Annotated in this window: 25 protein-coding genes; 18 read left to right on the top strand and 7 right to left on the bottom strand. The window is 63.2% G+C overall.

Annotated features, from left to right (window positions below):
• Window positions 1-57 precede the first annotated feature (57 nt).
• The 7 genes from rpsM (at window position 58) to Q0C17_RS08240 (ending at window position 4,724) form a co-directional block, all read left to right on the top strand.
• A complete protein-coding gene (rpsM, locus tag Q0C17_RS08270; protein WP_291204244.1) occupies window positions 58-426 on the top strand; it encodes a 30S ribosomal protein S13 in 369 nt (122 codons plus the stop codon).
• A 12-nt stretch (window positions 427-438) separates the two neighbouring features.
• Window positions 439-828, top strand: coding sequence for a 30S ribosomal protein S11 (rpsK, locus tag Q0C17_RS08265; protein ID WP_291037145.1), 390 nt, complete (start codon window positions 439-441; stop codon window positions 826-828).
• Window positions 829-899: 71 nt separating this feature from the next.
• Window positions 900-1,919: a DNA-directed RNA polymerase subunit alpha gene (locus Q0C17_RS08260; RefSeq protein ID WP_366914785.1), complete on the top strand. Its 1,020-nt coding sequence runs from the start codon at window positions 900-902 to the stop codon at window positions 1,917-1,919.
• A gap of 49 nt (window positions 1,920-1,968) precedes the next feature.
• Complete coding sequence (gene rplQ, locus Q0C17_RS08255) at window positions 1,969-2,391, top strand: 50S ribosomal protein L17 (RefSeq protein WP_291204239.1); 423 nt, start codon at window positions 1,969-1,971, stop codon at window positions 2,389-2,391.
• A 311-nt stretch (window positions 2,392-2,702) separates the two neighbouring features.
• A complete protein-coding gene (locus Q0C17_RS08250) occupies window positions 2,703-3,767 on the top strand; it encodes a hypothetical protein (protein ID WP_291204236.1) in 1,065 nt (354 codons plus the stop codon).
• A 142-nt stretch (window positions 3,768-3,909) separates the two neighbouring features.
• Window positions 3,910-4,461, top strand: a complete 552-nt coding sequence (locus Q0C17_RS08245; RefSeq protein WP_366914784.1) for an HD domain-containing protein — start codon at window positions 3,910-3,912, stop codon at window positions 4,459-4,461.
• Window positions 4,462-4,484: 23 nt separating this feature from the next.
• Entirely contained in the window at window positions 4,485-4,724 is a 240-nt protein-coding gene (locus Q0C17_RS08240) for a hypothetical protein (protein WP_291204233.1), read from the top strand.
• A gap of 48 nt (window positions 4,725-4,772) precedes the next feature.
• On the opposite strand, the gene Q0C17_RS08235 is transcribed toward Q0C17_RS08240, so the two are convergent.
• From Q0C17_RS08235 to Q0C17_RS08225, 3 genes are all read right to left on the bottom strand, one after another.
• Window positions 4,773-5,906: a hypothetical protein gene (locus Q0C17_RS08235; RefSeq protein ID WP_291204230.1), complete on the bottom strand. Its 1,134-nt coding sequence runs from the start codon at window positions 5,904-5,906 to the stop codon at window positions 4,773-4,775.
• A 307-nt stretch (window positions 5,907-6,213) separates the two neighbouring features.
• Window positions 6,214-6,378, bottom strand: coding sequence for a hypothetical protein (locus Q0C17_RS08230; RefSeq protein ID WP_291204223.1), 165 nt, complete (start codon window positions 6,376-6,378; stop codon window positions 6,214-6,216).
• 182 nt (window positions 6,379-6,560) lie between these two features.
• A complete protein-coding gene (locus Q0C17_RS08225) occupies window positions 6,561-7,481 on the bottom strand; it encodes an SDR family NAD(P)-dependent oxidoreductase (RefSeq protein ID WP_291204220.1) in 921 nt (306 codons plus the stop codon).
• Between the two features lie 141 nt (window positions 7,482-7,622).
• Here Q0C17_RS08225 and Q0C17_RS08220 point away from each other — a divergent pair, with 141 nt between their 5' ends.
• The gene (locus Q0C17_RS08220) at window positions 7,623-7,991 is read left to right on the top strand and encodes a VOC family protein (RefSeq protein WP_291204217.1); all 369 of its coding nucleotides are present in this window, start codon (window positions 7,623-7,625) and stop codon (window positions 7,989-7,991) included.
• Between the two features lie 65 nt (window positions 7,992-8,056).
• On the opposite strand, the gene Q0C17_RS08215 is transcribed toward Q0C17_RS08220, so the two are convergent.
• Complete coding sequence (locus Q0C17_RS08215) at window positions 8,057-9,607, bottom strand: peptidase S10 (protein WP_291204211.1); 1,551 nt, start codon at window positions 9,605-9,607, stop codon at window positions 8,057-8,059.
• Window positions 9,608-9,929: 322 nt separating this feature from the next.
• Between Q0C17_RS08215 and Q0C17_RS08210 the strand changes: the two genes are divergently transcribed.
• The 6 genes from Q0C17_RS08210 to Q0C17_RS08185 all read left to right on the top strand — a co-directional run bounded on the left by Q0C17_RS08210 (window position 9,930) and on the right by Q0C17_RS08185 (window position 19,372).
• A complete protein-coding gene (locus Q0C17_RS08210) occupies window positions 9,930-11,252 on the top strand; it encodes a nucleoside transporter C-terminal domain-containing protein (RefSeq protein ID WP_291204208.1) in 1,323 nt (440 codons plus the stop codon).
• 305 nt (window positions 11,253-11,557) lie between these two features.
• Entirely contained in the window at window positions 11,558-13,027 is a 1,470-nt protein-coding gene (locus Q0C17_RS08205; protein ID WP_291204205.1) for a DUF6056 family protein, read from the top strand.
• 124 nt (window positions 13,028-13,151) lie between these two features.
• Window positions 13,152-13,904 carry a sulfite exporter TauE/SafE family protein gene (locus Q0C17_RS08200; protein WP_291204201.1) on the top strand — a complete coding sequence of 251 codons (753 nt, stop codon included), beginning with the start codon at window positions 13,152-13,154 and terminating at the stop codon, window positions 13,902-13,904.
• Between the two features lie 27 nt (window positions 13,905-13,931).
• Window positions 13,932-15,959 (top strand): TonB-dependent receptor, encoded by a 2,028-nt coding sequence (locus Q0C17_RS08195; RefSeq protein ID WP_291204198.1) that lies wholly within the window; start codon window positions 13,932-13,934, stop codon window positions 15,957-15,959.
• Between the two features lie 24 nt (window positions 15,960-15,983).
• Window positions 15,984-16,598, top strand: a complete 615-nt coding sequence (locus Q0C17_RS08190) for a glutathione S-transferase (protein WP_291204195.1) — start codon at window positions 15,984-15,986, stop codon at window positions 16,596-16,598.
• A gap of 137 nt (window positions 16,599-16,735) precedes the next feature.
• On the top strand, window positions 16,736-19,372 hold the full coding sequence (locus Q0C17_RS08185; protein WP_291204188.1) for a M1 family metallopeptidase: 2,637 nt from the start codon (window positions 16,736-16,738) through the stop codon (window positions 19,370-19,372).
• Here Q0C17_RS08185 and Q0C17_RS08180 read toward each other — a convergent pair.
• Both Q0C17_RS08180 and Q0C17_RS08175 read right to left on the bottom strand, forming a co-directional pair.
• Entirely contained in the window at window positions 19,369-20,160 is a 792-nt protein-coding gene (locus Q0C17_RS08180) for an SDR family NAD(P)-dependent oxidoreductase (protein WP_291204183.1), read from the bottom strand. The two genes, Q0C17_RS08185 and Q0C17_RS08180, sit on opposite strands and share 4 nt — an antisense overlap.
• A complete protein-coding gene (locus tag Q0C17_RS08175) occupies window positions 20,157-20,588 on the bottom strand; it encodes a PaaI family thioesterase (protein ID WP_291204180.1) in 432 nt (143 codons plus the stop codon). The genes Q0C17_RS08180 and Q0C17_RS08175 overlap by 4 nt, the downstream gene beginning before the upstream one ends.
• Before the next feature lie 117 nt (window positions 20,589-20,705).
• Here Q0C17_RS08175 and Q0C17_RS08170 point away from each other — a divergent pair, with 117 nt between their 5' ends.
• Genes Q0C17_RS08170 through Q0C17_RS08155 form a run of 4 tightly spaced genes read left to right on the top strand, consistent with a single transcriptional unit; the run spans window position 20,706 to window position 23,730 of the window.
• Window positions 20,706-21,866: an acyl-CoA dehydrogenase family protein gene (locus Q0C17_RS08170; RefSeq protein ID WP_291204176.1), complete on the top strand. Its 1,161-nt coding sequence runs from the start codon at window positions 20,706-20,708 to the stop codon at window positions 21,864-21,866.
• Window positions 21,866-23,101, top strand: coding sequence for a serine hydrolase domain-containing protein (locus Q0C17_RS08165; protein ID WP_291204174.1), 1,236 nt, complete (start codon window positions 21,866-21,868; stop codon window positions 23,099-23,101). Before Q0C17_RS08170 ends, Q0C17_RS08165 begins: the two co-directional genes overlap by 1 nt.
• Entirely contained in the window at window positions 23,098-23,358 is a 261-nt protein-coding gene (locus tag Q0C17_RS08160) for a DUF3253 domain-containing protein (protein WP_291204171.1), read from the top strand. The genes Q0C17_RS08165 and Q0C17_RS08160 overlap by 4 nt, the downstream gene beginning before the upstream one ends.
• Before the next feature lie 3 nt (window positions 23,359-23,361).
• The gene (locus Q0C17_RS08155; protein WP_291204168.1) at window positions 23,362-23,730 is read left to right on the top strand and encodes a TfoX/Sxy family protein; all 369 of its coding nucleotides are present in this window, start codon (window positions 23,362-23,364) and stop codon (window positions 23,728-23,730) included.
• Here the strand turns inward: Q0C17_RS08155 and Q0C17_RS08150 are convergent, their stop codons facing one another.
• A complete protein-coding gene (locus Q0C17_RS08150) occupies window positions 23,731-24,219 on the bottom strand; it encodes a DUF3291 domain-containing protein (protein ID WP_291204163.1) in 489 nt (162 codons plus the stop codon).
• Between the last annotated feature and the right edge of the window lie 20 nt (window positions 24,220-24,239).

Below are 24,239 nucleotides of genomic sequence, written 5' to 3'. Positions count from 1 at the left end.
CTTTGCCCGGCTGGCGCGCATTTCATGTTTGAACAACCCGCTTGAGGAGAAACGGCTTTGGCCCGTATTGCAGGCGTCAACATCCCGACGAATAAGCGCGTCATCATCGCGCTGCGCTATATCCATGGCATCGGCCCGGCCTTTGCGAAGGAAATCTGCGAGAAAGTCGGCGTCGAAGAATCGCGCCGGGTCAACCAGCTGACCGACGCGGAAGTCATCAAGATCCGCGAAACGATCGATGCCGGCTACATGGTCGAGGGCGACCTGCGCCGCGACACGTCGATGAACATCAAGCGCCTGATGGACCTCGGTTGCTATCGTGGCCTGCGTCACCGCAAGAAGCTCCCGGTCCGCGGCCAGCGTACCCACACCAACGCCCGCACCCGCAAGGGCCCGGCCAAGCCGATCGCCGGCAAGAAGAAATAGGACTGAGATTCCATGGCCCGCGAAGCAAACCGTATCCGCCGCCGCGAACGCAAGAACATCACTTCGGGTGTTGTTCACGTGAACTCGAGCTTCAACAACACGATGGTGACCATCACCGACGCGCAGGGCAATACCATCTCCTGGTCGTCTTCGGGCGTGATGGACTTCAAAGGCTCGCGCAAGTCGACCCCCTACGCCGCCCAGATGGCCGCCGAGGACGCTGCAAAGAAAGCCAAGGAGCACGGTCTCCAGACGGTTGAAGTGCGCGTGCGTGGTCCGGGTTCGGGCCGCGAGAGCGCGCTGCGCGCCCTGCAGGCCGCCGGCCTGACCGTGACCGCGATCAACGACACGACGCCGATTCCGCACAATGGCTGCCGCCCGCCGAAGCGCCGCCGCGTCTAGTACAAGAATACCTCCCGGCTGCGCCTTGCATGGCGCGGCTATTCCTTTTCTGAGGAAACCTGATGACCAACGTGAATGACCGCAACTGGAAAGTCCTGATCCGTCCGAACCGCCCTGTGGTTCAGGCCGGATACGACTCGAAACGCAAGGCGAAGCTCGTCGTAGAGCCGCTTGAGCGCGGCTACGGCACGACGCTTGGCAATGCGCTGCGCCGCGTGCTGCTGTCCTCGCTGCAGGGCGCCGCCATCATCGGCGTTCAGATCGACGGCGTGGTCCACGAGTTCTCGGCCATCCCGGGCGTGCGCGAAGATGTCACCACGATCGTGCTGAACCTGAAACAGGTCGCCATCTTCATGGAATCGGAAACGCCGAAGCGCATGGTGCTTCGCGCGAAAGGCCCGGGCGAAGTCAAAGCCGGCCAGATCGAAACCTCCGGCGATGTGAAAATCCTGAACCCCGACCACGTGATCTGCACGCTGGACGGCGCGTCGGAAGTCCGCATGGAATTCACGATCGCGACCGGCAAAGGCTACGTCGCTGCTGATTCGCACCGTCCGGAAGATGCCCCGATCGGCTATATCCCGATTGACGCGATCTACTCGCCGGTCCGCCGCGTCGGCTACCAGGTCGAAGATACGCGCGAAGGCACCGTCCTCGACTATGACAAGCTGACCCTCGACGTTGAAACCGATGGTTCGGTCTCGCCGGAAGACGCCGTGGCCTATGCCGCGCGCATCCTGCAGGACCAGCTGCAGCTGTTCATCAACTTCGAAGAGCCGACCCTCGACGTGGGCGGCTCGGCCGATGAGACGGACCTGGGCTTCAACCCGGTGCTGCTCAAGAAGGTCGACGAACTCGAGCTGTCCGTGCGTTCGGCAAACTGCCTGAAGAACGACAACATCGTTTACATCGGCGACCTCATCCAGAAGTCGGAAGCGGAAATGCTCCGTACCCCGAACTTCGGCCGCAAGTCTCTCAACGAGATCAAGGAAGTCCTCGCCGGCATGGGCCTGCATCTCGGCATGGAAGTGCCGGATTGGCCGCCTGAGGACATCGAAGGCCTCGCCAAGAAATACGACGATCACATCTAGCCCAAGTTTTATATGACCGGGGCCTGACCACCTCGGAAGGAACAACGCCATGCGCCACCAGATTGCACACCGCAAGCTCAACAAGACCTCCTCGCACCGCAAGGCGATGTTCGCCAACATGGCGGCGAGCCTGATCGAGCACGAGCAGATCGTCACCACCTTGCCGAAAGCCAAGGAAATGGCGCCGATCATGGACAAGCTGGTCACCCTTGCGAAGAAGGGCGACCTTGCTGCCCGCCGGTCGGCTCTGTCGACCGTTCGCAACGAAGACGCCGTGCGCAAACTGTTCGACGTCATGGGCAGCCGCTACAAGGACCGCAACGGCGGCTACACCCGCGTTCTGAAAGCCGGCTTCCGCCAGGGCGACAACGCTCCGATCGCCGTCCTGGAGCTGGTTGACCGCGATCCGGAAGCCAAAGGCGCCGCCGACAAGGCCCGCCATGCGGCCGAGCTGGAAGCGGCTGAAGACTAGTCATTCCGACAACGGACCAAAAAGCCCGGACCTCGCGGTCCGGGCTTTTTTGTTTCGGGCGACAAGCTTGACAATTTGTCGCAGCTTGGATTATACGCCCGCCTCCAAGCCGGAATAGCTCCGCGCACGGATTGCCTGAAGAGCCGCACATGAAGCAGTCACATACAGAAAATGTCTGCTCTCCATGCTTATGGGGAGCGTGTCACGCGTCCCCTGGCCTTTGCCGGTAGGCGTCTGACCTCGCACTGAAACAGTTCAACGCCGCGTGCGGGCAAACCCCTTTGTGCGCGCGGTTTGAAAGGAGGTGGATCATGGGCACGCCCATGACCCTGCCGGCGGCTACCGATTTTCGCCCGGTGCCGGCGGCGACACCCCTGCTGGGTTTCCTTGCAGGGGAGCATACCGGCGCACTGGCGCGCGTCTGGCCGGCGCCGCACGAGGATTTTCTCGCGCTGCCGGCTGCACGGCGCCATGCGGCGGCCATCCTGTCGGCGCGCGGAAATCATACTGCCGGACGCCTGCAATGGATGACGGCGCGTGCCCGGGACGGCGAGCTGGCAGCTGAACTTTTCGGCAGACCGGCGCCGGGCGGGTTGATGAAAGCGCTCGGCCGGATGGGCGAAGTTCTGTGGCGGACGGCGGACTATGCCCGCTTCCTCGACCTGTTCGGCGAGGGGGCGGCCTGCGTTCTAATCCGTCACATGAAAACGCTGGGTGCAGACACGCTCGGTATCGTCGCCGTGCTTCCGCCGGGCCTGCGCCAAGCGTCGATCGTGACCCATCTGGGTACGGAGGAAGCCGCAGCAGCAGACCTTGCGGCGGCATGGGCGATGGCCCTTCGCATTCGTGGTCCTCGCGCCGGTCCGGATATCGCCCAGCGCTTTGGCCGTGCCACGACGCCTGGCGCCCTGTTCGGCATGGCGCGCGATGCCATCCACCCGGCCGCCTTCGGGCCGGTTGGTCCGTTCCCGGAGCTTCCGCCTCCGTTCCAGCCGGTTCGCCAGCTGGACATGCTGAACGCGGTCGCGCTCGAGTTTCGCAACTGTTTGCGGGATTTCGTGGGCGATCTCGCAGCGGGCCGGATGGCGGTCTATGTCTGGCGCGGCGAGGGTGGCCCGGCGGCCGTTGCCCTTCGGCAGGATCCGGCCGGCTGGCGCCTGGCGGAAGCGCGCGCGGGCGACAACCTCGATCTTGAGGACCCTGTTCTGATGGCGATCGTGTCGGGCGTAGAGGCGGCGGGGGTACGCACGGGCGAGTCCTGGGGCTGGCTGCATCGCCGGCTTGAGGACCGGGCCTACGATGCACCGGCGGGGCTGCCGGGCGTGCTGCAACCTGCCTGGCGGGCCCGGCTCTGCCTTGGCAACCTGTGGGACTGACAAGGAAGCGGGGCAGCCCGGGCGGAAACGTCCGGGCTGCTTGCTTTGCAGGGCCGGAAAACCGGGTTACTCTACGGCCAAACGGGAGGAGATAGACGTGGCAGACGACTACAAAGGCGAAGAGCAGGCGAAGTTCCGCGAAATGCTGGAAGGCTCGAAGGAAGACTGGGACATCATTGCCGAGCATTCCAGGCACTTCAACAAAGGCCTCGCCAAGCGTGTCCTCGATCACCTGCGTCTGCTGGATGGAGACTATGGCGGCTTCCCGGTCGACCGCCTCACCCATTCATTGCAGACTGCGACGCGCGCCCACCGCGACGGGCGCGACGAGGAATACGTCGTTTGCGCACTTCTCCATGACATCGGCGACACGCTCGGCAGTTTCAACCACCCGGATGTTGCCGCGGCGATTCTGAAACCCTTCGTGTCGGAAGCAAACCACTGGATGGTGGCCAATCACGGCATGTTCCAAGGCTACTACTTCTTCCACCATCTCGGCCTCGACCGAAACATGCGTGATCAATTCCGGGACAACCCGCACTTCGAGTATTGCGCGCAGTTCTGCCATCTCTACGACCAGTCGGCCTTCGATCCGGAGTATGTGAGCGAGCCGCTGGAATTCTTTGCGCCGATGGTGGAGCGCCTTTTCGCCATGCCAAAAAATTCGATGTACCTGCGCAAGCCAGCGCAATAGCCAGATGAGCGGGCGGTAACCGGATGCTGAAACTTCTCGTTATCGCCCTGCTCGCCGCGGCCGTGATTGCCTTCTTCGTCCTGCGCCAGACGCCGAAACGCCCGCCGCGCGACTGGCGCCATGGCAGCGATGATGCCGGCCCTGTGCCGCCGACCGTTCAAGTCGGCTCGGACACAGGCCGCAAACCGGCAAACGATGCCCCGCCAGGCGGCAAGCCCGAACCTGCCACGACGGATTCCGGCGGCGATGGTGGCGGCGACTAGCCGCCGCGAAACCGCCGGCGCCCCGCAAGCCGGGCAGGCCGCTTAAGTTCAATGTGCCAGGGGCGTCGCGGGGCGGGCGCCGCGCGTGGTGATCAGGTAGTCATAGCCGAGCACGAAGAACCGGCTGTCAGCCGACAGGGCACTGAGGCCAGATTGTTCCATCTGCAGGCGAATGGGCGCCAGCGTAATGACGGCGTAGCCTTCGGCCGGGATCGCTTCCTCCCCGATGCCGGCGGCAGATAGCAGGGCTGATACGTCCTTCGAGCGGTAGCCGGCTGTCTGGAAGACCCCTTCTGCGGCGAGGGTCGTGATGGTCTGCTGGCCTTCGAGCGGCACGAATACGATGCGCAGGACGTCCAATCCGTTCGCGGCTGCAATGCCTTCGGTCAATGATCCTAGATCGAACGTGTTCAGCGACCCTGTGCCTTTACCGAGGTGGCTGGCGCCCATCTTGAAAAGGGCGCGCGGCGCCGGCCCGGACGCGGCGCGGTAGGCTACAAGGAACTGGCGGCGGATCAGTGCGACCCGTGCGGCATTGCTCGCATAATTCGCGCCACGTCCATAAAGCGCATAGATTTCAGCGCTTTCCGACAGTTCCCTGATAAGCGCCTGAGCATCCGCGTTGCCCGAAAACGCAGCATGCAAGTGTGCGAAATCTTCCTGCGTCGCCGACAACAGAAAGAGCGCGCCGAGGTTTCCGGTCGCGAAGGCTTGCTTTTCCGTCTCGAGCCTCGCCCGGGCCAGAGCAGCAGCATCGGACGAAGGCGCCATCTTTGCCAGTTTCTCGAGATGGATCAGCGTTGATCCGACGAATTCCTGATCGACACCCCAGAGCGGATCGCTTCCAGGGGTGGCTTCATCGACGAAAAAGTCCGCCAGACGGGCATCTTCCGCCATGTTCGCAAACGGTATCGCCAGGGGGCGGTTCGCGAGAAAGCCTGCCAGTGCAGCGTCGTTCCCGCCGTCCAGAATTTCCGTCAACAAACGATCTGTCCGGGGGCCAGTCTCGATGACATGGTGGACGACGTTATAGGCGCGGGCTTCACGGGCCAGCGCGAGCGCGATTTCGGGCGGATCTGCAAAGCCATGATCTTCTCCGATGAGGATGAACTGGGCGCTCGGCAATTCCGCACGCAGAAGATCCGCGCCGTCGCCTTCGAGTTTGCCTTCAATGAGCGACATGACGGCGGGCTTGACTGGAGTTTCCGCAACGCCTTGCCCGGATGCGAGAAGGAGAAGGCTTATTCCAATCCAGATACGGCGAGGATACATGGCGCGCGCCTCCTGCTTGCGTGTTCACAAGACGGATGCACCGAAGAGGTCGCCTGGATGCGCCGGGCGCGAAAAATGTCTCCTGTCCGCAACGCTGGTTGTCTAGCTTGACCTCTCAACGCCCTGAAAAGTGAGAAAAGATTCAGCTGGCGGTCGGTGGACACTTGCCTGTATGGGCCACGCTGGCGCCGGCGGAGATGCCTTCGAAGGGGTTACCCTAAGTCTCGCCGTTGCAGCCGCAGACCGGCAGGTACGCGCCGATGCAGACGGCCGGGGTTCGGGTGCAGGTGCCGGGGGCGTCCGCCGGGCTGTTGCAGACACCTTCCTCGAAGATACAGCTGAGATCCTCTGCGCACTGAATGTCGGCGATGCCGATGCCCATCTCACCAGCGGCCGCGACCGGGCGGCTCAGTTCGGCAGCAGGTGCCGCTTCCGCCTCCGCCTTTTTCTTGAAATGGCCGCAACCGGCCAGCAGGCTCAGGGGCAGGGCAAGAACGGCGGGTCTCAGTCTCTCCTGTGCTCAGGAGAGACTGCGACCCGCACCGCTGCTTGGCAAGAATACTATTACTTCGCAGTCGCCGCCGCGACGGCCGCGAAGATGTTCTGGCCATGTTCGCCGCCGGATTTGAAGGCCGGGCGGGTGGTGCCGACGTCGGTGATCTGGTCCCATTTCGCGGCGACCGCTTCCGCGGTGAGCGCGTCGCCTGCGCCAACGAAGACACCGGCGGTTTCGACGATGCGGGCCATCGAGAAGGCACCGGCGCCAGCCGAGAGGATCATGCCGGTCGGGGCATCTTCCTTCACCAGGTTGATCACGCCGGGGGTCACGAATTCCGGTTTCAGGGCCGACAGCATCTGCTCTGACATGATGTCTTCCGTCATGCGCGTTGCAGCAATCGGGCAGACCGTGTTGATTTTGATGTCGTTTTTTGCGCCTTCAATTTTCAGCGTGTTCATCATGCCGACCACGCCCAGCTTGGCGGCGCCGTAGTTGGCCTGGCCGAAGTTGCCATAGAGGCCGGTCGACGAGGTGGTCACGACGATGCGGCCATAGTTCTGGGCTTTCATGATGTCCCAGGCGGCTTTCACTGGGAGGAAGCTGCCGCGCAGGTGAACGGCGAGCACGAGGTCGATGTCCTCGATCGACATTTTCGAGAAGGAACGATCGCGCAGGATGCCGGCATTGGCGATGATGATGTCGATCCGGCCCCATTTGGCCATCGTGTCATCGATCATCTTCTGCACGCCGGCCTCGTCGGAGACCGAGGAGCCGTTGGCCATGGCTTCGCCGCCGAAGGCTTCGATCTCTTTCACAACCGCTTCCGCGGCAGCGGAGTTGCCGCCGGTGCCGTCGCGCGAGCCGCCGAGATCATTGATCACGACTTTGGCGCCGCGGCGGGCGAGTTCGAGGGCGTGAGCGCGGCCAAGGCCGCCGCCAGCGCCAGTGACAATGGCAACGCGGCCGTCAAAACGGATCTCGGACATGAGGTGTCTCCTGATGCGGTTGTGCAGTTTGGGCGGTGTCACACCAGACGTTCACGTCAACGTCAAGCGCGTCCGCTGCGTCACCCCTTGCCGCAGGGGCTGCGGCATGTTTGCTGCGCGCCAGCGAAACGGGAGGAAACCATGCTCGCTTATGTGACCCTTGGTACGAACAACAAGGAAAAGGCCCTGGCTTTCTATGACGCCGTCCTCGGCGAAATGGGCGCCAAACGCTTTTTTGCCAATGACCGGCTTCAGTTCTACGGCGTCGGCCCCGGCCAGCCGATGATCGGCATCGGCGATACCTACGACCAGAAGCCGGCGACTGCCGGCAACGGCGTGATGCCGGCGCTGGCGTGCGCCAGCAAGGAAGTCGTCGACAAGGTCTACGCCAAGGCCATCGCGCTCGGCGCCGCTGACGAAGGCGCCCCGGGCAACCGGATGCCGACCTTCTATGGCGCCTATTTCCGCGACCCGGACGGCAACAAGATCTGCGTCTGCAAGCTCGGCTAGGGGGCAGGCGGCCGTATATCTCACGAGAGCCCTCCGGCTGCTGCCGGAGGGTTTTTGTTTGATCCTTACTCCGGCCGCGCGTCTTCGAGCTTGCCCGCATAAAAGGCGCGCAGGTCGGCGGCGAGGGCTTCGAGTGCGCCTTCGTTCAGGTACATCATGTGGCCGGCCTGATAATAGGTCATCGCCACGCGTTCCTTCGGGATGCCGTAGCGGGCGAAGGTGATCTCGGCATCAAAGAAGGGGGTGATCAGGTCGTAGTAGCCGCTTGCGACCCATACTTTCATGGCGGTGTTCTGGCGCATCGCGTTTGTCAGCTTGGCGCTGACATTGAGGAAGCGCGGCTCCCAGTACTCGCCTTCCGGAACGTCGCGGTAGTTCCAGGCGGTGCCGGCTTCTTCGCTCGACAGCATGTAAGGCCGGTCCATCTTCACACCGAGATCGGTGGAGAGGTAGTGGTTCATCAGCGCCGAATAGGCAGAGCCAATGGCATAGCCCGATACGTCGGAGTCCGGGCCTTCGGCGGCGTCATCGGCCTCGTCACCCAGATAGCGCCCGTCCAGACGGCCCAAGGCGACGCCCTTGTCGCGCAGCAGCTCCTTCTGGAAACGGTGCATAAGGATCTTGAGATCTGACGTCTCGATATAGGCGGGCGAAAGCCCGGTGAAGTAGGCAAGGCGCTCCACGATGTGCGCGCGGTCTGCGGCCGTCATCGCCGAGCCTTTCCAAAGCGCGGGCCCGTATTCGTCGCGCGCAAAGGCGCGCGCTTCGGCAAGGAAGGTTTCCTGCGGAACACCCACGCCGGCGCGGCCATGATACTGCGCGGTCGCCGCCATGCTCGGCAAGTAGGTGACGTAGGAATAGATATTGTCGTGCGCTGAGGTCGAGCCCTCGTAGTCCAGCGCCTGCGAGATCAGAACAAGGCCGTTCAGCGCGATATCGACATCGCCGGTCAGCATCCGGTTTGCCAGATAGGCCGCGCGGGTGGTGCCGAAGCTCTCGCCGATCAGGTACTTTGGGGCATTCCAGCGCTGGTGGTCGGTGATCCAGATGCGGATGAGTTCCGCAATCGAGCTGCCGTCGCCTTCCTCGCTCCAGTAATCCTTGCCCTCACCCTTGCCGACGGGACGGCTGTAGCCGGTGCCGACCGGATCAACGAACACGAGGTCTGTCACGTCGAGGATCGACAGGGGATTGTCGACGAGCACATAGGGCGCGGCGCCATCATCGGCGTCGGCCTCGCTCGCCACCTTCACACGCTTCGGACCGAGCAGGCCCATGTGCAGCCAGACAGAAGCTGAACCCGGCCCGCCGTTGAACACGAAAGAAACGGGGCGGGGCCCGCTGACGTTCTCGCGGATGTAGGAGATGGTGAACAGGCTCGCGCCCGGCTCGCCGTCCTTATTCTTTATATGCGTCTCGCCCGCTTCCACGCGGTAGGTGATCTTCTGGCCGCCGAACGTGCCGGTGTGTGTGGACTTGAACGTCACCGGATCCGGCACCGGCTTGGGTGCGGGTATGTCTTCCGTCGTCTCCGCGGGTTTCGCAGCGCCGGGAGCGGCGAGGGCCGGTGCGGCGCAGACCATCGCCAGCGCGACAAACATTGCCTGGAACTTCATTTGCTGGATCAGCCTTTCACGGCCTGCCGGAACACTTCTTCAGGAACGCCCGCCAGACGATTGATATCAAAGGCAAAACCTAGGCCCAAATCGCGCTGCCCGTCAAACCGGCCTGCGACCTGTCTCGACATCGCCGCGTTAGGCACACTCGCAAGTCTGTTGGACGCGTCACTCAACTCGCCCCAACCGCAGGGCGCTGAGCCGCTGACCGGTGCAAGGGGAATGTCCCGGAAAACCCGATTGCCAATGCCTGCTTTCCAAGCCGGAAGGGTGCCGCTAAGCCTTGGGGCGGGGTTACAACAATCGGGAAGGGCTCGGGGCCATGCCAGCAGGTTATGAATGGGGTTGGGACAATGGCCGGGCTCTGATCGGCATATTGCTGATCTACGGCCTGTGCTGGGCTATTTCCTCCAATCGCAAGGCGCTGCCCTGGAAAATCATTCTTGGCGCAACGGTGCTTCAGTTCGGCTTTGCATTGCTTTTTTTCGGCCTGCCGAAACTGCTGGGTATGGGCGGAGGAGGGGTGGAAGGCGGCGACAACCCGGTCATCAAGGCGCTCGTCGATGCAACGCGCTACGGCACGAACTTCGTGTTCGGCTATGTCGGTGACAACACGCTCGTCTCGCAGCCGTTCACGCCGTTCACGACCGCCGAAGGCCTCGTGCCGCCGTCCTTCTTCTTCCAGATACTTCCGCTGATCATCGTTGTCGCCGCGCTGTCCGCAATGTTGTGGCATTGGGGCATCCTGAAATGGATTACCACTGCCTTCGCCGCGATCTTCCGCCGGACAATGGGCATCAGCGGGCCGACCTCGCTTGCTGTTTCCGCGAACGTTTTCATGGGCATGACCGAGGCGCCGTTGCTCGTGCGCCCGTATCTCAAGACGATGACGCGTACCGAATTGCTCGTGATGATGACCGCCGGCTTTGCCACCATCGCGGGCTCGGTGATGGTCGTCTATGCGACGATGCTCGATGGCAAACTGGCCAACCCGATCACGCAGCTCTTTGTCGCCTCGATGATGGCCGCACCGGCGGCCGTGGCTGTCGCAATGACGCTGATCCCCGAGTCGGAAACGACCAGCGCGACCACGCAGCAACCGGATTTCAAATACGCCTCGACTATGGATGCCTTCTCCACGGGCGCCACTGACGGCCTGAAGATCGTCTTCAACATCGCGACGATGCTGATCGCGGCGCTCGCGCTGCTCTACCTGATCAATGAAGGCTTCAAGGCGCTTCCGGATGTCGCCGGATCTGCTTTGTCGATCGAACGCATCCTAGGCTGGATATTCGCGCCGCTGATGTACATGGTCGGCGTGCCGATGGAAGAAGCCTCCAAGTCGGGCGGCCTGATGGGTGTGAAGACGGTGCTCACCGAATTCGTCGCCTTCATCCAGCTCGCCAGCGTGCCGGTCGAGGAGATGGACCCGCGCACCCGCATGATCACGGCACACGCCGTCTGCGGCTTTGCGAACTTCGGTTCCATCGGCATCCTGATCGGTGGCCTCTCGATCATGGAACCTGAGCGGCGCGATGACTTCCTGAAGCTCGCCTGGCACACGCTGCTTGCGGGTACGCTCGCGACCTGCCTCTCAGCAGCCGTGGTTGGCGCGCTGCCTTACCAGCTGTTTTCGGGGACCTGATCGCCGCACCAAGGGTGGTGGGCGCCGGGCACGGTACGGACCGGTCCGTTCTCTTTTGAGTAACGCAGGGGCTTGTGGATGCCTTTTGATCGGGCATTCGGCACCGCGCGTGCCCGATAAAGGCAGCCGGGGGCCAATGGTTTGCATATTGCATGCGCGCAGTCTTGTCATTCAGTCCCGGCTGGATCGTGATCGGGGCTGACATCCGGGCGCGGTTCCGGCTTGGCCGAAGGACAAACCGGTAGGGGCACGGTGTGCCAGATCGGGACGCAACGTTGCCATTGCTGATCGCCCCAGGAGCCCGCGTGCTTTTTGAAACCCTTCCAAAGACCACAGCCCAAGTTCTAAGGTGGTTCCTGATCGGCACCCTGTGCGCGCTCACCGCTCTGTCTTTTGCGCTGACATTCCTCGCCATGCCAGCCGGTGATGATTACTGCCGCTGGGGCCTGTCACCCGACATCAGCCAGGCTTTCAAAGGCGTGGGTGAAGTCTACTACAACTGGTCCGGTCGCTGGGCGACGCATGCTGTCTATGCATACACGTTCCCGCACATCGACATGCACTCGATCGCCTACAACCTGATCATCTCGGTTTCGCCCTTCCTGTGGACCGCGGTTTTCTATGCCTTCCTCGACATCATCTATCGCAAGACGCTCATCGCCGGTTTCAAGCTCTTTCTTGCCGTATTGCTCTGCGCCACGTTTTGGACGGGCATGACGCATCAGGGCGACACCTGGTTCTGGCTGACCGGCGTCGTGGAGTACGAGCTGCCGATGCTGCTGATGGCCTTGAGCCTGATGGTCTGCGCCAGCGACTCGGCTCTCGGCCATGACCGCGCTCGCCAGTTTGCCGCGTTTGCGCTGTCGGCTTTCCTCGCCTTCATGACGACGGCGTTCCACGAACTGCCGGGCCTTCTGCTTCTTGGCTGTGCCGGCATTGGTTTTGCGTTGTCCGCTATCCGAGGCCGCCGTGATCTGATGATCGCGTTCGGCATCCTCCTGACGATCACGGCCATCGGCGTTTATCTGAACATATCTGCGCCTGGCACCACAGCGCGCGAGCACATCAATTTCCCGAACGCGCATGATCCCGTCACAACAGTCAACTTCCTGATCAGCCCGCGCGCTTCCCCGATTGCGTGGCTGGGCGACATCCGCCTCATTTGCCTCACGGTCGTCGTACTCACGGTTCCCGTGTTCGCCCGCGCGCGGCCGGAATGGATCAATTGGAAACTTCCGTTGCCCGGTCCGTTTTCGTCGATGGCCGCCACGGTCCCGGTCGTTACGATGCTTGCCGTCCTCGCCGGTTTCGCGATCACCATTTATGCGCAGGGCCACGAAGCGCCCGGACGTGTGCGAGATATCCTCTTTGCCGCTTTCATCGGTGGCTGGATGGCCAGCCTTGTGCCGCTGGCTGCGATCGTCTCGGACAGGCTTCCGGGAAACTCCACCCTGCGCCGCCCTCTGCAGACCGGCGCGCTCGCTCTTTTTCCGATCGTTCTGCTGATTGCCCCCAACACAATGTATGGCATCCGTGACGTACCGAGCGCCATGTTCGACTGGCGCCCGGCGCTGTTTGCCCGCTACGCCGAAATCGAACGCCGTGCAGTGGCCGGCGAGCAGGACATCGTGGTCACGCCGATCGCAGCCGATCCCAAGGCCTATCGGTGGGATGATGTCGCGGCCGACCCGGCCGACTGGCAGAACGAATGTATCGCCTTCAATTACAAGATCCGTTCTCTGCGATCAGAACCGGCACCGCACAAACAACCCTGATCGGCGCAGCGCCGGTTAGACGACTGATCAGGTAGTCTTACGAGTCAGTTGAGTTCCGGCGCGTGGCAGCGCTTCCTTTTCTTCGCGACAAGCATCGAAAGTTGCGAGGACCAGGAGATCGATCGTGCCATTCGTCATCGATGAACTCTTTCTCTGGCTGATCCTTGTCGGCTTCCTCGCCCAGATGGTCGATGGCGCCCTCGGCATGGCTTACGGTGTCATCTCGACGAGCGCGATGCTGCTGATGGGCATTCCTCCGGCCCTCGCCAGCGCCAACGTGCATGCGGCCGAAGTCTTCACCACGGCCGCCTCCGGCACGTCCCATGCGCTCGCGCGCAACGTGGACTGGAACATGTTCTGGCGCCTCGCGCTGTTCGGCTCGGCCGGAGCGGTGATCGGCGCCTTCCTGATCAGCCATGCCGACACAACCTTCATCCGCCCGTTCATTGCGGCCTACCTGCTTCTGATGGGGGTGATCGTCATCTGGAAGGGCCTGCGCCCGAATGGCAGCCCGCCGAAGATCGGCCGGGTGCGCATCCTCGGTTTTGCGGGCGGCATGGCCGATGCCATCGGCGGCGGCGGCTGGGGTCCTGTCGTCACATCAAACCTGATCGCCCGCGGCGGTGAGCCGAGCCGCATGGTCGGCACCGTCAACATCGCCGAATTCGTCGTCACCGTTGCGGCCAGCCTCGCGTTTCTGATCGCTCTGGGTCCTAGCTTCGGCAAGGCGGCGCTGGCCCTGCTGATCGGCGGCGTGATCGCCGCGCCAATTGCCGCATGGGCCGCCCGCCGCGTGCCGCGCAAGATCCTGACCGTCATCGTCGGGGTCGCCATCTGCCTCGTCAGCGCCTACAACCTCTGGCGGGCGCTCGGCTGATTTGCGCCTCTTTGTGGGAGTGCGCGCGTGTCCTTACGCAACGGATTGATTGTGTTTGCCGTCGTGGGGCTGGCGCCTGCCGGCCTTGCGCAAACCGAACCGGCTGAAGCGGTGCAAGCAGCAGACCTGCGCCTGCAGCCGATCGAGATCTGGGGCGACCGCAAGGACCGGGATCCCGGCGCGCAGTCTGTCATCGAGAGCGGGCTGATCGCAGACACCGCCGCCGACCGGCCCGCCGAAATCCTGAACCAGGCGCCCGGCGTCAACATCCAGATGAATTCCGGGCAGGAGCATCTGATCGCGATCCGCTCGCCGGTGCTGAGCGGTGGGGCCGGGCAGGGAAGTTTTCTCATTCTCGAGAATGGCGTGCCGACCCGGTCGCCCGCCTTTGGCAACGTCAACAGCCTTATCGAGCCGCATCTGGAAATAGCCGATGCCATCGAAGTGATCCGCGGGCCGGGCAGTGCGAAGTACGGCTCAAACGCCGTACACGGACTGATCAACGTCATCCTGCCGGATGCGGAGAGCGATCAGTCCCTGCGCGCCAGCTATGGCTCGCTTGGCCGCTGGCGCGGTGATGCGTCCGTCAATCTGGGCGAAGATACACGGCTGAACGTCTCCCTGATGGAAGACAGCGGCTGGCGCGAGGCAACCGGCGGAGAGCAACAGAAAGTCTCCCTGCTCACGCGTCAGTCTCTCGGCGAATGGGACGCGGCCGCCTGGCTCTCCGCGTCCAGCCTCAACCAGGAAACCGCCAGCTTCATCCAGGGCCCCCGCGCCTATGAAGACCGCGACCTCGCGGAGACCAATCCGAACCCGGAAGCCTTCCGGGATGCCTGGTCCGCCCGCATGGGTCTGCGCCTCGAGCGCGACCTCGGTCCTGGCCACCTGATCCTCACGCCAAACGCGCACAGCCAGGGCATGGTTTTTTCGCAGCACTTCCTGCCCTATGGCGGTGTCGAGAAGAACGCGCATACCGGGGGCGGCCTGATGGTGCGCTATGATCTGGATCCGGTCGGCCGCTTCACCTGGCGCTTCGGTGCCGATACCGATTTTGCCACCGGATACCTGAAAGAGATACAGCCCCGGCCGAATGCCAACCCGGCCTTCCCGATCGGTGTTCACTACAACTACGAAGTCGAAACGCAAGTCTTCGCGCTCTGGTCCGAAGCCGATGTAGCGCTCACGGACGATTTGCGTTTGCTTGCAGGCCTGCGCGGCGAGTCTCATGACTACTCTTACGACACGCGCGCGCCCGCCGGAATCAACGGCCGCTTTAATGTGCCTGCCAACCGCTCGGATGATTTCAGCTTCATCACGCCGAAGCTCGGTCTTGTCTGGGACCGTGGCTGGTACAGTTTCTATGCGAACTATGCGCGCGGTGCCCGTGCGCCGCAGGTTTCAGACCTCTACCGCCTGCAGAACCGGCAGGTCGCCGGCGAGATCAAGGCCGAGACGCTGGATAGCGTCGAGTTCGGTGTGCGCGGGGACGCCCTGTTCGACCATCTCGATTTCGATATCGCCGCCTACTGGATGGAGAAGGACAATTTCTTCTTCCGGGATTCCGATGGCCTGAACGTCGTGGACGGATCAACGCGCCACAAAGGCATCGAGGCTGCGGCCACCTTGCGGATTGACGACCGGCTTAGCCTCGGCGGCAATGCCGCCTGGAGCGATCAGGAGTATACATTCGACCGGCCGGTCGTCGCCGCGCAGGAGCGGATCGTGTCCGGCAATGACATCGACACGGCGCCGGAGTGGCTCGCCGATGCCCGCCTCGACTGGCAGGCGAGCGATGCATTGAAACTGTCACTGACTTTGGAACATGTTGGAGAGTATTTCACTGACCCCGCCAACACCGTCTCCTATCCGGGCCACACTGTGCTCGGCGCGCGGGCTGGCTGGAACATCACGGATTCGCTCGAAGCGTCTGTCATCCTCCGTAACCTGACGGATGAGGCCTATGCCGACCGCGCCGATGTCGGCTTCGGCAATGAACGCTATTTCCCCGGAGAGCCGCTGAATGCGACCTTCGGCATCACCAAGACATTCTGATCAGAAAATACCTGGAGGACCAAGATGAAACTCTATCACAGCCCAATGGCGCCGAACCCGGACCGCGTCATCTATTTCCTGCGTGCCAAAGGCAAGCTGGAGGCGGTGGAGCTGGAGGAAGTCTCCATCATGAAGCAGGAGCACAAGCAGCCGGGCTACCGCGAAGTCTCGCCTTACGCGCAGGTGCCCGCGCTGATCCTTGATGACGGCACGAATATCACCGAGAGCCGTGCCATCTGCACCTATTTCGAAGGTATCTTTCCCGAGCCGAACCTGATGGGCCGCGACCCGAAAGAAAAGGCGCTGATCGAGATGTGGGACCGGCGTGTGGAACTGATGTTCTTCATCCAGTTCGCCGGCTGGTTCCGTAACGCCCATCCAGCCATGGCGCCGCTTGAAGTGCCGCAAAGCCCGGAAGCGGCCGCCAAAAGCGAGAAAGCCGCCAGGAAGATGGTGGAGCGCCTCAACGAGCATCTGGCGAATAGCGAGTTCGTGGCCGCCGATCGTTTCACGATTGCCGACATCACGCTTTACATCACTTGCGGGTTCTGCCGCGTGATGAAGTGGGCGCCGCACAAGGAGCTGTCGAACCTTGGCCGCTGGCATGACGAGATGACCGCGCGCGGATTTGCGGGCTAGGGTGGAAAATCGTCCGTCAGCGGATGAACCGGGCAGGCCTGCGCAGGCCCGCTCTGGCACAAGGGTAGAGCCGGGGCTTCCAAATCCCGCCTGATGCGGTAATCAGCCTGGCAGCGTCAGGCAGAAGGAGCGCGCGCATGCGTTGGATCGGTCTTTTGGCAGCCTCTATTCTCGCGTTGTCCGGATGCGCGCAGCGCTCCGCCTGGACACTGCCGGTGCAGCCGGCCAGTCCCGAGCAGCTGCTGCGTGATGCGCCGACCGGCCGCCTGCCGCGCCTCGCACGGCCGATCACCTACCGCGCCGAGCTGGATCTTGATCCGCGCGAGGCCCATTTCTATGGTACGGTCGAGATCGACATCCTGCTGGAGAACGCAGCGACCGGACTGTGGCTGCACGGTGACGATCTGGAAGTGAGTTCGGTAACGGCGACTGCGGGCGGCGAAACGGTCGACGCGACCTGGACCGAAGTTCTGGAGACCGGTGTGGTGTGGGTCGGCTTTCCGCGCCGGCTCGCTGCGCGCCATTTGACGCTGACAGTCAGTTACTCCGCCCCGTTCAATGCGAACCTTGCGGGTCTCTTCCGCGTCGAGGCGCAGGGCCGCGCCTATGCGCTGGCCAAGTCTGAAAGCATCGAAGCGCGCCGATTCCTTCCAGGCTTTGACGAGCCGGGTTTCAAGGCGGTGTTCGAAATGTCGATCACCGTTCCGGACGGAATGCACGTCATCGCTAACACGCCGGAAGTCTCGCGTGCTCCCGCGCGCGGCGGCTTTCAGACGATCCGCTTCGCGCCCACCCGCCCGCTCTCGACCTACCTGCTCTCCGCAGCGGTGGGCGAGTTCGACCGCATTCCGCGCGCGCCGCTTCCTGCCAACGGTGTGCGCGATTTCGAAGTGCCGCTGACCGGATACACGCGCGCCGGAAAGGCGGCGGAGCTCGACTTCGCCCTTGATCAGACCCCGGAGATCATGCGCGTTCTCGAAGAAATGCTCGAGCAACCCTATCCCTATCAGAAGCTCGACATCATCGCCGCGCCGCAATGGCCGTCCGGCGCCACCGAGCTTGCAGGCGCGATCACCTACCGCGAGGCGCGCGTGCTGGTCGGCCCGAACGCGGGTCAGGCCTTTATTCGTTCCGTGAAGGAAATCCATGTGCACGAGATTGCGCACATGTGGTTTGGCAATCTCGTCACGCCGCCCTGGTGGGATGATCTCTGGCTGAAGGAAGGCTTTGCCGTCTGGAGCGAGACCGCCGTGCTCACGGCGCTGGAGCCGGACGAGCAGCATGAAGTCGTAGCCATCGCAGACGGCCTGCGCGCCATGGCCCTGGACAGCTTGTCAAGCGCCCGCCCGCTCGCCGGGCCGATCAAGCGCAACGAAGACATCCGCAACGCCTATGACGCGATCACCTATTCGAAGGCGCCCGCTGTTATCCGCATGGTCGATCGCTATTTCACGCCTGAAAAGTTCCGGCCTGCGCTCGGCCGCTATATCGCGCGTTTTGCCGACGGCGAAGCGGCGAGCGAAGATTTCTACGGAGCCATTTCCAATGTCACGGACGAGCCCGCCATCGGCGAGGTCTTCCGCAGCTTTGTCAGCCAGCAAGGCGTGCCGCTTGTCGAAGCCGAATTGTCTTGTGGCAATGGCGCGCCGAAACTGACGTTGCGTCAGAGCCGCTACCGCCCGCTCGGATCGACCATTTCCCCCGGCACGCGGTGGACCATTCCGGTCTGCGTCGCCTGGCAGGACGGCGCCAATCGCGGTGAGACCTGCACGATGCTCACCGCCGAGCAAACTTCCACCGATCTTCGCGGCGCGATGTGCCCGTCGCTGATTGTTCCGAATGCGGATGGTGCCGGCTACTACCGGTTCGGCCTGAAGCCCCCTGCGTGGGCAGCCCTCAGCGAAGCCTTCGCCAGCCTGCCAGCCACCGAAGCGCTCGTCAGCCTTGACAGCGCTGAGGCCGGATTCAACGCCGGCGCCATACCGGGCGAGACCTATCGCCGCCTGCTCCTGGCTTCGCTCGTCCATCCCGAGCCTATGGTGCTGATCTACGGTCTGCACGCCGCCGACGCGCTGCTGGAGCAGGCCAGCGCCGCGTCAGCCGAAGCGCTCCGCACAGAGATATCAGCCGCGCTCGCAGCACGAGTTGCCGCCTCCACGCCGCCGGATGCGGCAGATCGCATCCTCGCGTTCCGCGCGCTGACGCTGAAGGACGCCGAGGCCCGTGTCGAACTGCGCCGCCGCATCGCGCCGCTCCTCGCGGGCACCGGCGGTCTGTCGAGCGATCTCTACGTCGCCGCGCTCAAGGTAGAATTTGCCGATGGCGGTACGACCGCATTCGACCAGATCCTCGCCGCGCGCACACGGCTGGACGATGCCGTCTTCACGCAGGCCGTCGCCGATTCCATCGGCGTGGTGACAGACGCGGCACTTGCCCGCCGCGCCGAGGCGATGATGTATGAAGGCGCCTTCGGCGGAGCGGCCAGCTACTCCATTGCCAGCAGCCTGATGGCGAATCCTCAGCACCGGGACGAAACCTGGAGGCGGCTGAACGCGCACTTCCCGGAATTCCTTAAGGTCATTCCCGCCCAGTCGCGCCGCAGCGCGCCGCGCCTCGCGCGCGCCTTCTGCGATGCCGGGCGCATCCCGGAACTGGAAGCACTGTTCGCTGCCAACGCGGCCGGTGTGCCCGGCCACGAACAGGCTCTCGCGGAAACCCGCGAGTACCTGACGCTCTGTTCGGTCCAGGCCGCCGCGGCGGCCAAAGCCCTCTAGGCGTTCTTGATGTTCATGCCGCCATCGACGGGAATATGTGCCCCGTTGAGGAAGCTCGCCGCCGGCAGAACCAGCGACAGCGTCATGTTGGCGACCTCTTCCGGAATCCCGTAGCGCCGCAGCGGTACGCGGCGCTTGGCATAGATTTCCTTGTGCTCGTCAGGAATGCCCGCCGTGATGCCGGTAGTGATCGGACCCGGGCAGATGCAGTTGACGGTGATACCCTCACGGCCAAGGTCAACAGCCAGCCCGCGCGTCAGGCCGATTACGCCATGCTTGGCGGCCACGTAAGGTGAGTTACCCGGCGTCGCGCCGAGGCCTTCGGTCGAGGCGATGTTGACGATTCGTCCCCAGCCATTCCTGCGCATGTAGGGCAAGGCCGCGCGGATCGCGCGCTGGTGCGAGGTCAGCATCACGTTGATGCTGGGCCCCCAGCTGTCTTCATAGGATTCCTCGCCCACCTGCGCCGGAATGGCAAAGCCGGCATTGTTCACGAGAATATCCATCCCGCCGAAATGCGCCGCCGCTTCATCCACCACGCGCTTGATCGCCGCGCCGTCGCCGACATCCAGCGCCCAGCCGCGCACATGCTTGATGCCCGCGGCCTTGATCTCCTCGACGACGATGTCGACATTTTCCTGCTTCAGGTCCGTCACGGCCACGTTCGCCCCTTCGCGCGCGAACAGGTGCGCGGTGGCGCGGCCCATGCCGCTCGCCGCGCCGGTAATCAGCGCGGTCTTGCCTTTGATGGAGCGGGAAAGTTCCTGATAGGGGGGCTGCTGTCTCATGCGGGTTTCCTCAGTTTCTTGATTGTACCGGAAAAGTTCAGGACGGGACGGCCGTCCTCGCCGTGGATGATGCCGCGCACGAAGCTCAGCGATCCGCCCTTGCGCAGTGTGTCGCCGCGCGCCGTCAGCAGTTCGCCTTCCAGAGCCCCGTCTATGAATTCGGCCGTGAAGGCAACGGTCACGCCATAGCTGCCCTCCATGGCATCATGGCCGAGGGCGAACAGGGCGAAATCGGCAAAGGTCATGAGGCAGCCGCCATGCACCACGCCGCCGGCGTTCATGTGCTTACGTGTTACGCGGAAGGCGGCCACCGGCCCCTTTTCGTCTACCTTGAAATAGAAAGGCCCGGCCGTATCATGTTCGAACGGCTCCTCCTTCCAGGTGGTCCAACCCGCGAACTCCCCGCTGGTCTCGATCGTCGTTGCCATGTGCCCTCCCGGTGGCCTGATCCGGCTGCGGCAACCATACCCTTACGGCCCCCTTCGACAAGCGTGCCGTAGCGGCATAAAGTGGCCAGCAAGAAACCTGTCCGGGAGACGAAACCCATGGCCTTTGACGCCGAAACCCGCGCTGCACTGATCGAACAGGTGCGCCGCTTCGTGACCGAAACCTGCGTGCCGGTCGAGGCCCAGGTCGGCGAGGAAGACGCCGTGCCCCAGCACGTGGTCGACGAGATGAAGGCCCTCGGCCTGTTCGGCATAGCCGTGCCGGAACAGTATGGCGGGCTCGACCTCGACATGGAAACCGAGTGCCTCGTGGCCATGGAGCTGGGCAAGACTTCGCCCGCGTTCCGGTCCGTAGCCGGCACCAACATTGGCATCGGCAGCCAGGCGCTGATCCTGTTCGGCACAGAAGCCCAGAAACAGAAATGGCTCCCCGGCGTGGCCTCGGGCGACCTGATCGCCAGCTTCGCCCTGACCGAGCCGGAAGCCGGCTCTGACGCCGCCGGCCTCAAGACGCGCGCGGTCCGCGACGGCGACCATTACGTACTGAACGGCACCAAGCGTTACATCACCAACGCCAATAAGGCAGACCTCTTCACAGTGATGGCGCGCACCAATCCGGACGAGCCCGGCGCCAAGGGCGTCTCGGCCTTCATTGTCGAGCGCGGCACGCCCGGCCTCTCGGTCGGCAAGCCCGAGAAGAAGATGGGCCAGCAAGGCGCGCATATCTGTGACGTGATCTTCGAGAATGCCCGCGTGCCCGCCGCCAACCTGATCGCCAAGGAAGGCGAAGGCTTCAAGGTCGCGATGAGTGTCCTCGACAAGGGCCGCCTGCACATTTCCGCCGTCGCCACAGGCGTCTCCAAACGCCTGATCCGCGAAATGGTCGCCTACGCGCTGGAGCGCAGGCAGTTCGGCAAGCCGATCTTCGAGCATCAGCTGCTGCAGGGCCTGATCGCCGACAGCCAGGCCGAAACCTATGCCGCCGAGTGCATGATCCTCGATGCCGCCCGCCGCCGCGACGCGGGCGAAGACGTCACCATGCTCGCCTCCTGCGCCAAGCTCTTCGCCACCGAAGCCTGCGGCCGTGTCGCCGACCGTGCCGTCCAGATCTTCGGCGGCGCCGGTTACGTCACCGATTACGGTATCGAGCGTTTCTACCGCGACGTTCGCATCTTCCGCCTTTATGAAGGCACCAGCCAGATCCAGCAGATCATCATCGCCCGCGAACTTGCCCGGGCCGCCAAAGCAGGAACCCTCTGATGTTCGACCACGACCCCACAGACCCGCACGAAGTCGGCCTCAATGCAGAACGGCTCGCCGCGATGCCGGCTTATTTCAAGGAAAACTATATCGACTCCGGCAAGCTGCCCTGCATGGCGCTGCTGGTCTCGCGCGGCGGCGAGATCGCGCATGAAAGCTATACCGGTACGACCGAGATGGGCGGCAAGGAAGCAATCAGTGCCGAGACGATCTTCCGAATCTATTCGATGACGAAGCCGATCACGACGCTCGCCATCATGATGCTGCTCGAGGATTGCAAGATCCGGCTAGACCATCCGGTCAGCCGCTACATTCCGGAATACAAGAACGCCATGGTCTGGGACGGCGGCACGGCGGCCGCGCCGAAACTCCGCAAGCCCGACCGCGAAATGACCGTGCTGGATCTGGTAACCCACACATCCGGCCTTACCTACGGCTTCCTGATGCAGGACGAGACCGACGAAATCTACCGCATCAACAAGGTCGGCCATCCGAAGGATACGCTGCAGGACATGGCCCGCCAGATCGGCCAGCTGCCGCTGGCGTTCTCTCCTGGAACGGAATGGCGCTACAGCCACTCCATCGACACGCTCGGCGCCCTTGTCGAGATCATCTCAGGCCAGCCGCTTGACGAATTCTTCCGTGAACGCATCTTCGGTCCGCTCGGCATGGACGACACTGATTTCTGGGTGCCGCCGGAGAAGATCCATCGCCTGATGGCTTGCTATCAGAAGGACGCAAAGACTGGTGAGACGACGCTCGCCGACCCCGGCGGCGCTGCATCGAAACTTTATTCGAAGCGCCCGAACCTGCTCAACGCCGGCGGCGGTCTCGCCTCCACGGTGCGTGACTATCACCGCTTTGCCCTGATGCTTCTGCGCGGCGGCACGCTCGACGGCGCACGCATCATCAGTCCCAAGACCTGGGAGTTCATGCGCCAGAATCACCTGCCGGATGGCCAGACCATGCGCGGTATGGGCCGCTCGGCCTTCACCGAAGTTATGGCAGATGGTGTTGGCTTTGGCCTCGGCGGTTCGGTCGTCACCGATATTGTACAGACCCGCCAGCCGGGCAGCAACGGCACCTTCAGCTGGGGCGGCCTGGCCTCCACCTTCTTCTGGATCGATTCCGAAGAAGAATTGATCGCCATTCAGGCCACGCAGCTTATGCCGTCGTCCACCTATCCGATGCGCATGCAGTTCCAGCAGCTCGTCTATTCGGCGATCGACTGGTGAGCGAACCGCCCAAGAATCCGGTTCGCGACGCAATCCTCGCGCTGACCGCCGCCAAAGGCGCTGGCAAGACGATCGCGCCGGAGGACGCCGCCAAGGCCGTCAGCCCGGAGAACTTCGTGCGTGTACTGAAGGATGTGCGTGCCGAAGCGATCCGGCTGCACAAGGCGGGCGCTATCGCAATCTACCGGAAAGGCAAGCCGGTCGGAGACCCGGATACATTCAAGGGTGTCTACCGGCTGGGCCTGCCGGCGGCCTGAGCCATGGCCAAGGCGCCTGACCCCTTCCATGAGTTCGTGGCCGAGCTGTTCGCCCCGATGGGGACCGTCAGCATACGGCGCATGTTCGGCGGGGCGGGTGTGTTCCGCGAAGGTCTGATGTTTGCATTGCTCGGGGATGATACCGTCTATCTGAAGACCGACCCTAAACTGCGCGCTGATCTTGAAGCCGAAGGCTGCGCGCCTTTCCTCTGGACGAAACCCAGCACCGGCGAAGTGATCGACATGGGCTATGTCAGCCTGCCATCCTCGGCGATGGACGATCCCGATGAAGCGAGCCAGTGGGGCAAACGCGCGCTCGCGGTCGCCCGAGAAAAGGCGGCGGCAAAGCCGAAGCCCAGAAAGAAGAAGTGATCAGGCCGCCACGGGACACTTCACCGGCTGATCCAGCGAGAAGGCATAGTCGGTGGAGCCATGCTGGCGCAGATGCTGCAGGCGCTGCCAGCCGTCCTCAAGCGTAAAGCGCGCGCCTTTCGGAGCCCACCACATCACGAAGCCGGGGCCATCGCTGCGGTCGATTTCCTGAGCCAGGCGCCGCATGCCAGGCGGATGGGTGCGGCCATTGTGGCTGAACGCCTTCAGGTCTTCCAGCGAACGCCAGACGGCGAGGGTGGAAATATCGGGCGCACGCCATTCTTGCGGATACGGAAACGCATTCGTGAACCCGCGCCAACTCCCGTCCGGGCAGCGCAGGCCATGATCATGATGGATCAGGCCTTCAAACGCGTCGCCATCCTTGAAGATGCGCGGCAGCAGCGCGACAAAAACCTGAACGAATTCATTGCTGAAGTCGAACTTGCCCATGGGGCGAGCGCAGTTGAAGTGCACGAGCCTGTAGTCCATTGCGCCCAATCCGGTTTTGC

It is taken from the genome of Hyphomonas sp. (assembly GCF_022844445.1).
Classification (GTDB): Bacteria; Pseudomonadota; Alphaproteobacteria; order Caulobacterales; family Hyphomonadaceae; genus Hyphomonas.
Note: the sequence above shows the minus strand (reverse complement) of the source record. Positions and strands in the feature narration are given on the sequence as shown.

Coding starts and splice junctions, on each gene's coding strand:
- rpsK (WP_291037145.1), top strand. CDS start 439: ATGGCCCGCGAAGCAAACCGTATCCGCCGCCGCGAACGCAAGAACATC.
- rplQ (WP_291204239.1), top strand. CDS start 1,969: ATGCGCCACCAGATTGCACACCGCAAGCTCAACAAGACCTCCTCGCAC.
- Q0C17_RS08250 (WP_291204236.1), top strand. CDS start 2,703: ATGGGCACGCCCATGACCCTGCCGGCGGCTACCGATTTTCGCCCGGTG.
- Q0C17_RS08245 (WP_366914784.1), top strand. CDS start 3,910: ATGCTGGAAGGCTCGAAGGAAGACTGGGACATCATTGCCGAGCATTCC.
- Q0C17_RS08240 (WP_291204233.1), top strand. CDS start 4,485: ATGCTGAAACTTCTCGTTATCGCCCTGCTCGCCGCGGCCGTGATTGCC.
- Q0C17_RS08235 (WP_291204230.1), bottom strand. CDS start 5,906: ATGTCGCTCATTGAAGGCAAACTCGAAGGCGACGGCGCGGATCTTCTG.
- Q0C17_RS08230 (WP_291204223.1), bottom strand. CDS start 6,378: ATGGGCATCGGCATCGCCGACATTCAGTGCGCAGAGGATCTCAGCTGT.
- Q0C17_RS08225 (WP_291204220.1), bottom strand. CDS start 7,481: ATGTCCGAGATCCGTTTTGACGGCCGCGTTGCCATTGTCACTGGCGCT.
- Q0C17_RS08220 (WP_291204217.1), top strand. CDS start 7,623: ATGCTCGCTTATGTGACCCTTGGTACGAACAACAAGGAAAAGGCCCTG.
- Q0C17_RS08215 (WP_291204211.1), bottom strand. CDS start 9,607: ATGAAGTTCCAGGCAATGTTTGTCGCGCTGGCGATGGTCTGCGCCGCA.
- Q0C17_RS08210 (WP_291204208.1), top strand. CDS start 9,930: ATGCCAGCAGGTTATGAATGGGGTTGGGACAATGGCCGGGCTCTGATC.
- Q0C17_RS08190 (WP_291204195.1), top strand. CDS start 15,984: ATGAAACTCTATCACAGCCCAATGGCGCCGAACCCGGACCGCGTCATC.
- Q0C17_RS08185 (WP_291204188.1), top strand. CDS start 16,736: ATGCGTTGGATCGGTCTTTTGGCAGCCTCTATTCTCGCGTTGTCCGGA.
- Q0C17_RS08180 (WP_291204183.1), bottom strand. CDS start 20,160: ATGAGACAGCAGCCCCCCTATCAGGAACTTTCCCGCTCCATCAAAGGC.
- Q0C17_RS08175 (WP_291204180.1), bottom strand. CDS start 20,588: ATGGCAACGACGATCGAGACCAGCGGGGAGTTCGCGGGTTGGACCACC.
- Q0C17_RS08170 (WP_291204176.1), top strand. CDS start 20,706: ATGGCCTTTGACGCCGAAACCCGCGCTGCACTGATCGAACAGGTGCGC.
- Q0C17_RS08165 (WP_291204174.1), top strand. CDS start 21,866: ATGTTCGACCACGACCCCACAGACCCGCACGAAGTCGGCCTCAATGCA.
- Q0C17_RS08155 (WP_291204168.1), top strand. CDS start 23,362: ATGGCCAAGGCGCCTGACCCCTTCCATGAGTTCGTGGCCGAGCTGTTC.
- Q0C17_RS08150 (WP_291204163.1), bottom strand. CDS start 24,219: ATGGACTACAGGCTCGTGCACTTCAACTGCGCTCGCCCCATGGGCAAG.